This window comes from Streptomyces mayteni (assembly GCF_054783955.1).
In genome coordinates, this window is the sequence record NZ_BAAGPR010000001.1 from 110,381 (window position 1) to 122,045 (window position 11,665).

Here is an 11,665-nt window from a genome sequence, read left to right on the forward strand (position 1 = left end):
ATACCTTCTCCTGCCGTGTGAACCGCTGCCGCCCTCGGCCGCGACGTTGCTCGACAGTTGCGGCGGCGGCTCCGAGGTGCCGCCCCAACTACTCCGCTTCAGGTTGGCTGGCGGGAGGATCCTGTCAGCCTCCTCTCTTCCGCAGCCGGCTCTCGCACTGGGCCACCTTGTGCGGCGGAGTTACCACGTGCTCCACGCTGCCTACGACTGTGACTCGGCCACCATCGCCAGGATCAGGATCGGGCACGATCGATTCCGGGTCGACGAGGTAGACCTCATGACCGTCCAGCGTGAGCCGGCGCGCGACCTCCAGCAGCATGCGCCGCGCCACGTCGTCGATCGAGTAGACCCTGGTGAGGTCCAAAACCACCCTGATTTCCGGGGGCGAGGTGGCCACAGTTTCCCGAACGATTCTCTCGGCTCCGGCAAAGCCGATCGCACCTTGCAGTTCGAGGACCCGGAGCACGTTCGGTCCGCTTCCGACGACACGGTTGGATCGCACGACCGCACCCGCGGTGGCAGGGACCTCCATCACATGCAGACCCATATCTACGGAGAATCGTTCGAACAGTGACACCCCACGAACGCTGTTTCCGTGAGTATCCAGTCGGGGTGAGAACGCGGCAATGCCGATCTGTCCGGGAAGCGCGCCAATCAGACCCCCAGCCACCCCACTCTTCGCCGGAATACCGACTTGGGTCGCCCAGTCACCGGCCGCGTCATACATTCCACAGCTAAACATGACGCTCAGTACCTGACGCACCACTCGTTCCGGCACCACCTGCTCACCCGAGAGAGGATTAATCCCACGGTTGGCCAATGTCGCGGCCATGACGGCCAGATCCCGTGTGCTGACGAGCACGGAACACTGGCGGGTGTAGCCGTCGACCACGGCCCTCGCGTCACTGGTGAGGACGTTGTGACTGCGGAGCATGTGTGCAATGGCGAGGTTGCGGTGCGCGTGTCCCATCTCTGACGCGCACACCCGCTCATCTATCTTCAGTCGACGACCGGCGAAGGCCGAGAGGCCGTGAACCACCCGTTCCACGCGCTCTGTCGAATTCAGGTGCTCTGCGCCGGCCAGCGAGTGAACGGTGATCGCGCCAGCGTTGATCATGGGATTGAGTGGGCGTCCGGTGTCGCTTTCGAGGGAGATCTCGTTGAACGCCTCCCCGGACGGCTCGACACCGACTTTGGCGAGCACAGGGTCGAATCCGCGATCGAAGAGGGCCAGCGCGTACGTGAACGGCTTGGAGATCGATTGGATCGTGAACTCAATATCGATGTCACCGGCGCCATAGACCACCCCTTCAAGTGTGGCAAATGCCGCGCCGAGACGCTCGGGATCCGCTGCTGCGAGCTCGGGGATGTATCCCGCCAGCTCTCCGGACGTGTCCGACTCCACACCTTCGAGCACCTCGGCCAGATAGTCGGGAATGACTGACCGCATTCGTCCTCCTCCAACAAATGTACAAGCTACGCGCTGTGAATCAGCGCTGCTTCCGTCGTAGCAGCGGGTGCCTCACCGAATCAGAACGTTGATGCCCGAGTGATGGGATATCGCGCTCGTCTCCGCGCAGCGTGCGAAACCAGCGCGATGTCAGCAGGTATCGCCTGGCGGAACGCGCCACCATGAGCGGCAAATTCATCGGCGAGCTTGATTCATCTGGCTGTCTTTTCCTGAGAGGGCATCATGGCGAGCCGAGCTTTCCCGGTCGGGCCGAGACGCTGATCGTCGGTTTGCGGGCGCTCGAAAGGTCTGGCCGGAGCATGGGGGCCGGTGAGAGCGCGAAGCCGGTCGGCGTCGACGTTGGCTCCGAACGCGGGGGTTCCGGGCTCGAGCCGGACGCCCGCCGCGAGGTCGCCGATGGTGAGGGAGTCGAATCCGAGCGTGTCGATCAGCGCTGACACGACGGCGAGATCCTGGGGCGAGTCGCCGGCGATCGCGATCGCCTTGCGTCCGGGGCCGCCTGCCGGACGGGCCTCGGCTTCCAGATCGTGGTAGCCCATGTGGTTGAGGGCTTTCACGACACGGGCGCCCTTGAGGAACCGCCGCACGACCTCGCTCGAAGAGGTGCCGGGCGGGAGGATCGCGTCGCGGGGACCATCGATCTCCCACCAGTGGTTCATCGCGTCGACGACCAGCTTCCCCGCCAACTTCGAAACCGGGAGACCCCGGTGCTTGCCGAGCGGGAGAGCGAGGATCACCACATCGGCGGCGTCCACGGCCTGGGCCGGCCACACGGGGGTCGCTCCTGGGGTGAGGACCTTGGTGGCCAGCGCGATCCTGGAGGGATCACCGGACCCGGAGACCAGGACCCGATAGCCGGCGGCGACCGCCAGGCGCGCCAGGACGGTGCCGAGCTTCCCGGCCCCCAGGATCCCGATGGTGGTGACGGGTGCGGTCATCGTGTCGCTCCCGCCGTGGCCGCGGGCTGCTCGGCCAGAAGTTCGCGGACCCGCGGGATGACTCGGGACCCGTACAGTTCGACCGACCGTAGCCGCGCGGAGGCCGAAACGGTGCCGGCGGCGGAGTAGATCATGTCGAACCGGCCCGCGTCCAAGACCCGGACGGCATGAGCGATCTTGGTCGCGACCGTCTCGACCGAACCGACATACAGCGACCCTCGGTCCACCTCGGCGTCGAACTCCTCCCGCCGCAACCGCGGCCAGCCGCGCAACCCCCCGATCCGGTCGCGGATCTCCCGATACCCGGGGTAGAAGAGCTCCCTGGCCTCTTCGTCGGTGGCGGCGACGAAGCCGGGCGAGTGCATGCCGATCGGCCGCGCCGTCGTGCCGAACTCCTCGCTCGCGCGCCGGTACAGATCCACGTAGGGAGCGAACCGGTCAGGGGCGCCACCGATGATGGCGAGCATGAGGCGGAAACCGTACCGAGCGGTGCGCAGCACCGACTGCGGTGTCCCACCGACCCCCACCCAGGTGTCGAGACGCCCCGAATCGGTCTTCGGGTACACGTCCGCATCGCGCAGGGCGGCCCGTGTGGTGCCTTCCCACGTGACCGGCGTCTCCTCCAAGAGCCGATGGAACAGCTCGAGCTTCTCCTCGAACAACACGTCGTAGTCCTTCAGTTCGTACCCGAACAGCGGAAACGACTCGGTGAACGAACCACGCCCCAGGATCACCTCGGCGCGGCCGCTGGAGAGCGCGTCGACCGTCGCGAACCGCTGGAACACCCGCACCGGGTCGTCCGAGGACAACACCGTCACACCCGAGGCGAGCCGGATGCGCTTCGTAACGGTCGCGATGCCCGCCAGCACCGTCTCGGGGCTGGAGATCGCGTACTCGGGTCGGTGGTGCTCGCCCAACGCGACCACGTCGATGCCGACCTGGTCGGCAAGGACCGCTTCGCTCACCGCGGCGCGGATCGCCCGCGCGTGCGAGACGATCTCGCCGCGGTCGTCGCGGGGCCGGTCCCCGAAGCTGTCGATACCGAACTCGATGCGCGAAACATCCATCGTGTGCACTTTCTTCAACGCCTTCTTGGTGTCGGGGTGTGACGGTGCGCGGTTCGTCATGCGAGAGCGGGACCTCCGCCAGGAGCGATCGGCACGGCCTCCCTGCCGGCCAGGTCCCAAGCGCCCTCACCACCGGCCAGCAACTGACGCACATCTAGTTGATGTATAAACTATCGATCTGTGATTGATGCGTCAACCAGGGAATCGGGCATGGTGGGCGCGGCCACGCGTGCGCGGATCCGGTGCCGGCAATGGCCTGGTCGATCGCGGATGTGGCCCGGATGTACGGGGTGACGTCCCGGACGCTGCGGCACTACGACGAGATCGGCCTGCTGCCGCCGGCGTGGACGGGGAGCAACGGGCACCGCTACTACGAGGAGGCGGAGGCGCGCGAGCGGTGGCCGGAGCGTGGGAGCAGTCCCGGCGGACCGTCGCGGGGATGACCGCCGATGGTATGGAGCAGTGGCGGCGTGAGGCGACGGCGCAGCTGATCCGCATGGCGGAGTTCATGGTGGCCGGCACACCCGTCGTCGATCCCGCGGTGCAGGCCGAGGTGGAGGCAGCGCGACGCCATGGCCGTCTACGCCGACGCACGGCTGAGCTGAGCGACGGCGTACCAGCCGCGTCCATCCCAGGACCACCGAACCGACCTCGCCCTCCGCGCGCGGCCGCTGCGTCACCGCCGCCCCCGACGTGCCCCCGGGCGGTGCCGGGGCTCATGTCACGGGCGGGACCGGGCCGGGGTGCCGTGGTGCCGCTCCGTGGGCTCGGCCGAGAGGGGACGCGGCGACCGGAGGCCGAACATGGTCCGCAGCCCCGGTGTCCTGCGGATGATCTCGTAGCTGGCGACGCTGAGGCAGAACGCCGGAACCATGATGCCGGCGAAGGCGAAGACGCCGTGTACCTCCGCCCGCAGAACGTAGTACGCGATCACGATCACATAGGTCTGGTGCAGGATGTAGACCGGAAAAGCCGCCCGGCTGAAATAGTCCATGAAGGCCGACCTGCGGTCGAGATACCGTTTCCCGTACCCGAGCATGGCGAGCAGCGTTGCCCAGTACACCGGATAGTGCCAGGCAGTGAACAGGAGATCCGTCCGACTGCCTGTCGTGAACCTCTCGACGACAATCCCGATGGCGCCCGGCACGGCGATGCACAGGTAGCCGCGCCGGGCCCGCTCCAGAGTGTCGGTGATCGTATCGCTGGTGGCGATGAGGAATCCGAGCAGAACATAGCCGGCGTACACGAAGATGTTCTCTCCACCGATCTCCGGGAGGAACGACAGCATCGCCAGCCCAGCCGCCGGGAGAAGCGCGAGAACCGGCCTGTTCAGCCAGGCGGGCGTGTACTGGCGTCGGATCGCCCTGAGCATGAGAGGGAGCAGGGCGATCGATATGAGGAAGAGGAAGAGGATGAACCACAGGTGGGCCGGGGAGAGTCCGGTGAACACCGTCCACTGCGAGAAGTCGGTGAAATAGGCACCCAGGAACTCGAGGTAACCGCCGCCGTAGCCCTCGTGGAACCTCATCGCGTAGTACGCCTGCGGCGGCACGACGACGAGGCAGCCGAAGAAGAACGGTATCAACAGCCGCAGATACCGCTCCTTGACGTAGCTCCGAGCCGGCCGCTTCCGCAGTGCGTAACAGCTCGACATGCCGGCCAGGAGGAAGAGCAGCGGCATGAACCAGAAGGAGGAGACGTTGACCAGGGCGGAGGAGAAGGTGTTCACCTGCCCTTTGACGTAGAACTCCGAATTGTCGTTGAAGATCCTGGCCGTGTGGAACGGGAACAGGAAGAGGATGGCCAGGTTCCGCAGCCAGTCGATGTGTTCCTTGCGCTTCACTTCTGTGCTTCCTCGGTCAGCCGGCCGAGCGCGGCGCCAAGCGCCGGCTCGGCGGTAACGGCGTCGGCAGGAGGTGTGATCCCGGCGCGTGCGGCGAACACCCGCCCGGCAGCGACGAGCGGCCGGCGGCGCACCTCCTCACGAGGGGGACGAGGCACGGGCCCCGGCGAGTGACTGTTGCTCTCTGCACCTGACATGCCCCCATTGTTGCATACCTCGGGTATTCAGTTCCTCGGGTATCGGGACGTCGCCGCCCCCTCCCCCGGTCGTCCGACGAGTCGGGATCCGGTCGGCCTGCCGGATACTCGGTGGCCCCTCGGGGGCCCACTTGGCAGGCTGCCGCCATGACCTCCCAGCTCAGCGACGTGCCGAGCCATTCCTGGCTCGGCACCCCCATCGACGCCCGGCCCCTGTTCGCCCCGGAACACACCGCGCTGATGACCACGCTCCGCGGCCTGGCGCCCGCCGAGTGGCACGAGGAGACCGTCCCAGGCTGGACCGTGCGCGATCTCGCCGCCCATGTCCTCGGCGACTGCTACGGCCGACTCGCCCGCGACCGCGACGGCCACCGGGAAGGCCCCGCCTTCGCACCCGGCGAGACGCTGGAGGCGTTCATCCACCGCATCAACCAGGAGTGGGTGGACGCGTTCTCCCGGGTGAGCCCGGCCGCGCTCACCGAAACCCTGGACCTCGTCGGCCGGCGGACCGCCCGGTTCTTCGAGACCACCGACCCCAACACCCCGTCGCTCGGGGTGTCCTGGGCGGGCATCGACCCCGCACCGATGTGGCTGGACAGCGCCCGCGACCTCACCGAGTTCTGGACCCACCGCCAGCAGATCCGCCACGCCACCGGCCAGGAGACCGACCCCGACCCGCGGTTGTTGTCCGTGGTCCTCGACACCTTCATGCGCGCCCTGCCCCACACCCTGCGCGAGGTCGAGGCGCCGACCGGCACGCACGTCCGGATGCGAATCGACGGCCCCGCCGGCGGCAGTTGGACCGTCACGGCCGCCGGAGACGGCTGGTCACTGGCCGAGCCGGGCAGCGAACGCCCCACCGCGATCGTGCGGCTCGACGCGGAGACCGCCTGGCGCCTGTGCACCCGGGGCATCCAGCCGGACGACGCCCTGGCAGTCGCCCGCGTCGACGGCGAGCGCGAACTGGCCGAAGCGGCCTGTCAGATCGTCTCGATCATCCACTGACCACGGCCACCTGGCTCCGGCGCGGCGCGGCGCGGTCAGCCGTTCCGCAGGGCGGGCAGGACGGCGTTGTCGATGAAGCCGACCAGGTAGTCGGCGTCCGCGTAGGTCCCCTCGAACAGCGGGCGGGTGAGCAGCGCGGCGAAGAGCAGCTGTGGCAGGAAGGCCGCCGCGGAGGAGCGGTCGGGCAGTTCGCCGCGTTCGACGGCGCGGTGGACGAAGGAGGTGAGGTGTTCGCGCTCCGGCTCGATCAGCGTCTCCCTGAGTGCCCTGGCCAGAGCCGGATCGGCGAGGGTCGCGTGGGCGAGGCCCGCGATGAGCGGGGTGTCCTTCTCCGCCTGGTCCGCCAAGGTGCCGGCGAAGGCCAGCAGATCACCACGCAGCGTGCCGGTGTCTATCGCCCCCGCGTCCACGGGACGCGTGGCGTACAGCGCGGCCGCCACCATGCGCGGCTTGCCCTGCCACTGCCGGTACAACGTCGCCTTGCTGCACCGGGCACGCGCCGCCACCGCGTCCATCGTCAGCGCGTCGTAACCGACCTCCCGAAGCACCTCGACGGCGGTGGTCAGCAGCTCCAGTTCGCGCCCGGGACTCATCCGCGGGCGGCGAACCGCGGGGGCCGGTGCTTCGGCGGGCATCGCACACTCCATATCGCCCTCAGCCTGATGCTCAGGGAGCTTCCTGCGTTCCAGGGGGCTTCCCCACCTGCGACGTGTATGTGTTCCGCTCCCGCCCCCACGGAATCGTACTGTATGCCCAGGTCAGGCCGACGCTGGACGCGATCGGACCAGGACCGTGTGCCGGCCGTGACGCCCGCGGCGACGAAGCGTCGCGCGAGCACCACTTTCGACACTTCGTGGAAAAAGCTCGCCCTCTCCTTGTCGAAGATGTTGGCGATTTCATAAAAGTCTTCTACGGTCGCCGTGTTCCTGTCATGTGGAGGAAGGCGGGGCCATGGTGCCACCCAACGTTGTCGTGGTTCTGGCGGACGACCTGGGCGTCGGTGATCTCGGTCCTTACGGCTCGCGCCTCCTGCGTACGCCGGCGACGACCCGGCTGGCGGCCACCGGCGTCGTCTGCGAGGCGATGTACGCCGCCGCCGCGACCGACACGCCGTCCCGCGCCGGCTTGCTCACCGGGCGCTACGGCGCGCGCTACAGCCTGCCGGCCTCCACCGCCCCCGGCTCCGACGCCGGCCTGCCCCAGGACGCGGTCACCGTCGCGAAGTTGCTCCGCGACGCGGGCTACGCCACCGGTCTCTTCGGTCAGTGGCGGCTCGGCGCGCGGCCGGGCCAGCACCCGCTCGATCACGGCTTCGACCGCTTCGAGGGCACCCTGCACGGCACCGACGTCACGCCGCTGGCCTGGTACGAGGGGCGGACGGCCGTCGTGGACGACACCGACTCGGCGCTGGCCGCGCGTCACCTCACCGACGCCGCCCTGGACTTCGTCGACGACCACCGCGACGGCCCGTTCCTCGCCGTCCTGTCCCACCTCGGACCGCACGCCCCCTACCGGGTCGAGCCCCGCTTCCACGGCGCGTCGGCCGCCGGCGCCTATGGCGACCTGGTCGAGCAGCTCGACCACTACCTCGACGTGCTCCTGCGTCACCTCGACCGCAGGCGCCTGACCCGCCGCACGCTGGTGATCGTCACCAGCGACAACGGCCCGCGCTACGAGGGGCGCAACCAGGAGCGGCGCGGCCGCAAACCCGAGGTCTTCGACGGCGGCGTCCGCGTCCCGTTCATCGCCTCCTGGCCGTCCGTCACCCGCCGCACCCGCGACCGGACGCCGCGGTCGTTGCTGGACCTGACGCCGTCGCTGTGCGCGCTCGCCGCAGTGGACCCGCCGGACGGCCTCGACGGCGAGGACATGTCGGCGCTGCTGTCCGGCCGCCCCGCGCCCGACCGGGGACCTGTCTACCTCTTCTTCGACGAGTGGCTGAACGCCGTGCGCAGCGACCGCTGGAAGCTGCACGTCGCGTTCGGCGCCCATCGGACCGCGTACATGCCGCAGCTGTTCGACGTCACGGCCGACGTCCGCGAGGCGTACAACCTGGCCGCGCTCCACCCGGACGTCGTGGAGCGGCTGCGCGGGCCGCTGGAGGAGCTGCGGGACGACGTCGCCGCCGAGGCGGCGGCGTGGAAGGAGACAACGACCGCATGAGCGCCATACCCCCCGACGCCACGCCGGCCACGACATCCGCCACCCGACGCACCGTCCTCAAGGGGTCGGGCGCCATGGGCCTGGCCACCGTCGCCGGCGTCAGCGCCGCCACCCCCGCCCAGGGCGCGGAGGCCGTCCCCCCGAACGTCGTCATCGTCTACTGCGACGACCTCGGCTACGGCGACCCCGGCTGCTACGGCTCACCGCTGGTGCGCACGCCTGCCATCGACGGCATGGCACGGCGCGGCATGCGCTTCACCGACTTCTACGCCGGCGCTCCCACCTGCACCCCGTCCCGCGCCTCGCTGATGACCGGCTGCTACGCGCCGCGCGTGAACCTCGCGACCGTGCTCTTCCCCGACCACACCAACGGGATGTCGTCGCGCGAGACCACGCTCGCCACCTACCTCGGGGGCGCGGGCTACGCGACGGCCCACATCGGCAAGTGGCACCTCGGCAACCCCGCCGTCGACCCCGGACTGCACCCCATGGAGCACGGCTTCGACCGCTACTTCGGCCTGCCGTACTCCAACGACATGGCGCCGTTGCCGCTCTACGACGACCGGGAGATCACCGAACAGCCCCCGGACCAGGCGAGCCTGACGCGGCGCTACTCGCAGGAGGCGATCGCCTTCATCCGCGCCCACGCCGACCAGCCGTTCTTCGTCTACCTCGCCATCACCCAGCCGCACGAGCCCCTCGCCTCGGAGTTCGCCGGCCGCTCGGCGGCGGGCCCGCACGGCGACTCGGTGGAGGAGATCGACCACTACGTGGGCGTCCTGCTCGACGAGCTCGACGCCCTCGGCGTCCGCGACAACACCTGCGTGATCTTCACCAGCGACAACGGGCCGTGGTACGTCGGCAGCGCCGGGGACCTGTACGGCCGCAAGGTCGAGACGTACGAGGGCGGCCAGCGCGTGCCGTTCGTGGTCGAGTGGCCCGCCGTCGTGCCCGCCGGGGTCACCTACCGCCAGCCCACCTCCCTGGTGGACGTCCTCCCGACCCTGCTCGAGGCCGCGGGCGTCGAGCCGGAACCGGACCGCACCATCGACGGCCGCAGCATCCTGCGCGCCCTGACCACCGGCCGCCGGGTGGACCGCGGCGACATCTTCTACTACGACGACCAGCGGACGCCGTCCATCGGCAACTGCAACGCCGTGCGGCGCGGCGACTGGAAGCTGCACGTGCGCCGCGCGCCAGGACCGTACTTCACCGGCCGCGGCTTCTCCACCACCGAGGAACTGCCGCAGCTCTTCAACCTCGCCCGCGACCCCGGCGAGTGCTACGACCTCTCCCGGCACCACCCCGAACTCGTCGCGACGCTCAGCGCCCGCATCGACGAGTTCGACGCCGCCCTGCGGGCGGACCACGCCGAGCGCTACGGCACGCCCTGACGCCTGCCGACGCCACCGGATGCATGACGCGACCACGGGGCGGACGAGTCGGCCTGTACGCCGGCCCCCTTCGGTGGCGCGACGTACCCACTTTTTTGTGGGTACTTGTCGGCGGCCTCGCGTCCGGGTGAGGCTGTGTGTGCGGCGGCCGGGAGGGCCGGCCGGGGTCGAGGTGCCGGGGAGGTCGGCGATGTCAGGAGGCGGCGTGGGCCCCGGTGAGCCGGTCCAGGCGCCGGTGTCCCCAGTCGGAGAGGGGCGCCAGCGCGTCGGCGAGCTCGCGGCCGAGGGCGGTCAGGGAGTAGACCGTCTTCAACGGCAGCTCGTCGTACACCCGCCGGTGCACCAGCTCGTCGGCCTCCATCTCCCGGAGCGCCTGGGTCAGGACCTTCTCGCTGATCTCCGGTAGCCGCCGGCGAAGCTCGCCCGGACGCTGGGGGCCGAACTCCAGGGCCCACAGCAGGGCGGTCTTCCACTTGCCGTCGATCACGGCGATCGCCGCCGTCACTCCGCAAACGTTCGTGTCCTGAGCGCGACCGCGCGTCATCTCCACCCCTCACAACCATCACCACTGTCGACAAAGCGATAGGAGCTGAGCTGAGGTATGTCCTCACCTGCCAAGTCCCCCGACCAGTCTGCCGTGACCGTCATCGGGTTGGGGCCCATGGGCCGCGCGCTCGCCGGGGCGTTCCTGGACGCGGGGCTGCGGACCACGGTCTGGAACCGCACCCCGGGCCGCGACCGGGAACTCGTCGCGCGGGGCGCGACCAGCGCCGGAACGGCCGAGGAGGCGGTCGCCGCGAGCGAACTGACCGTGGTGTGCGTGGTGAACCACGACGCCGCGGACGCCGTCCTGCGCCGCCCGGCGGTCGCCGACGCCCTCGGGGGACGCACGGTGGTGAACCTGACCGCCGACACCCCCGACCGGGCACGCGACGCCGCCGCCTGGGCGGCGGAACACGGCATCGGCTACCTGGACGGCGCGATCATGACGCCGACCACGACCATCGGAACACCGGACGCCGTGTTCCTGCATAGCGGGCCGGAACCGCTCTACGACGAACACCGGAAAGTCCTGGACGCACTCGGCGGCTCCCACACGCACCTCGGTATGGAGATCGGCCGCGCCGCCGCCTACGACATCGCCCTGCTCGACATCTTCTGGACGGCGATGGCCGGCTACGCGCACGCGGTGGCCGTGGCGCGGGCGGAGGGGATCACCGCCCGGGAACTGGCGCCGTTCGCCCGGGGCATCGCCACGATCCTGCCGCCGATGTTCGAACTCGGCGCGGAGGACATCGACAACGGTGAGTACACCGGTGACATCAACCCGATCACCTCGACCGTGTCGACGATGGCCCACATCGTCCACACCTCCGAGGGACACGGCATCGACGCGAGCCTCATGCGCGCCGCCGAGGGCCTCGCCCGCCGCGCCATCGGACGTGGGCACGACACCGACGGATTCATGCGGGTCATCGACATCATGAACCCCCGCTGAGCCGGCGGCAGCACCCGCTCCGGCCTGGACGATGGTGTTCGGAGTTGCGCAGATGCGTTGACTTTCTTTCGAACTCGCTTTTACGCTGC

General features: G+C 69.4%; 10 protein-coding genes and 1 pseudogene. 5 read left to right on the plus strand and 6 right to left on the minus strand.

Features of this window, described 5'->3' with window-relative positions:
- Nucleotides 1–124 precede the first annotated feature (124 nt).
- The 3 genes from ACYVPE_RS00520 to ACYVPE_RS00530 form a co-directional block, all read right to left on the minus strand.
- On the minus strand, nucleotides 125–1,450 hold the full coding sequence (locus ACYVPE_RS00520; protein WP_461031297.1) for a glutaminase: 1,326 nt from the start codon (nucleotides 1,448–1,450) through the stop codon (nucleotides 125–127).
- Between the two features lie 212 nt (nucleotides 1,451–1,662).
- Complete coding sequence (locus ACYVPE_RS00525) at nucleotides 1,663–2,409, minus strand: NADPH-dependent F420 reductase (RefSeq protein ID WP_461031298.1); 747 nt, start codon at nucleotides 2,407–2,409, stop codon at nucleotides 1,663–1,665.
- The gene (locus tag ACYVPE_RS00530; protein ID WP_461031394.1) at nucleotides 2,406–3,476 is read right to left on the minus strand and encodes an LLM class flavin-dependent oxidoreductase; all 1,071 of its coding nucleotides are present in this window, start codon (nucleotides 3,474–3,476) and stop codon (nucleotides 2,406–2,408) included. Before ACYVPE_RS00530 ends, ACYVPE_RS00525 begins: the two co-directional genes overlap by 4 nt.
- Nucleotides 3,477–3,727: 251 nt before the next feature.
- On the opposite strand from ACYVPE_RS00530, the pseudogene ACYVPE_RS00535 reads away from it, so the two are divergent.
- Nucleotides 3,728–3,862, plus strand: a pseudogene (locus tag ACYVPE_RS00535) (MerR family DNA-binding transcriptional regulator); the annotation flags it as partial.
- Nucleotides 3,863–4,197: 335 nt separating this feature from the next.
- Here the strand turns inward: ACYVPE_RS00535 and ACYVPE_RS00540 are convergent.
- Nucleotides 4,198–5,319, minus strand: coding sequence for an acyltransferase family protein (locus ACYVPE_RS00540; protein WP_461031299.1), 1,122 nt, complete (start codon nucleotides 5,317–5,319; stop codon nucleotides 4,198–4,200).
- Between the two features lie 344 nt (nucleotides 5,320–5,663).
- Here ACYVPE_RS00540 and ACYVPE_RS00545 point away from each other — a divergent pair, with 344 nt between their 5' ends.
- Nucleotides 5,664–6,521 (plus strand): maleylpyruvate isomerase family mycothiol-dependent enzyme, encoded by an 858-nt coding sequence (locus ACYVPE_RS00545; RefSeq protein WP_461031300.1) that lies wholly within the window; start codon nucleotides 5,664–5,666, stop codon nucleotides 6,519–6,521.
- 35 nt (nucleotides 6,522–6,556) lie between these two features.
- On the opposite strand, the gene ACYVPE_RS00550 is transcribed toward ACYVPE_RS00545, so the two are convergent.
- On the minus strand, nucleotides 6,557–7,156 hold the full coding sequence (locus ACYVPE_RS00550) for a TetR/AcrR family transcriptional regulator (RefSeq protein ID WP_461031301.1): 600 nt from the start codon (nucleotides 7,154–7,156) through the stop codon (nucleotides 6,557–6,559).
- A gap of 316 nt (nucleotides 7,157–7,472) precedes the next feature.
- Here ACYVPE_RS00550 and ACYVPE_RS00555 point away from each other — a divergent pair, with 316 nt between their 5' ends.
- Nucleotides 7,473–8,684: a sulfatase-like hydrolase/transferase gene (locus tag ACYVPE_RS00555; RefSeq protein WP_461031302.1), complete on the plus strand. Its 1,212-nt coding sequence runs from the start codon at nucleotides 7,473–7,475 to the stop codon at nucleotides 8,682–8,684.
- Nucleotides 8,681–10,078 (plus strand): sulfatase family protein, encoded by a 1,398-nt coding sequence (locus ACYVPE_RS00560; RefSeq protein WP_461031303.1) that lies wholly within the window; start codon nucleotides 8,681–8,683, stop codon nucleotides 10,076–10,078. The genes ACYVPE_RS00555 and ACYVPE_RS00560 overlap by 4 nt, the downstream gene beginning before the upstream one ends.
- A 193-nt stretch (nucleotides 10,079–10,271) precedes the next feature.
- Here the strand turns inward: ACYVPE_RS00560 and ACYVPE_RS00565 are convergent, their stop codons facing one another.
- A complete protein-coding gene (locus ACYVPE_RS00565) occupies nucleotides 10,272–10,622 on the minus strand; it encodes a winged helix-turn-helix transcriptional regulator (RefSeq protein ID WP_461031304.1) in 351 nt (116 codons plus the stop codon).
- Between the two features lie 57 nt (nucleotides 10,623–10,679).
- Here ACYVPE_RS00565 and ACYVPE_RS00570 point away from each other — a divergent pair, with 57 nt between their 5' ends.
- Nucleotides 10,680–11,576, plus strand: a complete 897-nt coding sequence (locus ACYVPE_RS00570; protein ID WP_461031305.1) for an NAD(P)-dependent oxidoreductase — start codon at nucleotides 10,680–10,682, stop codon at nucleotides 11,574–11,576.
- The last annotated feature ends 89 nt before the right edge of the window (nucleotides 11,577–11,665 follow it).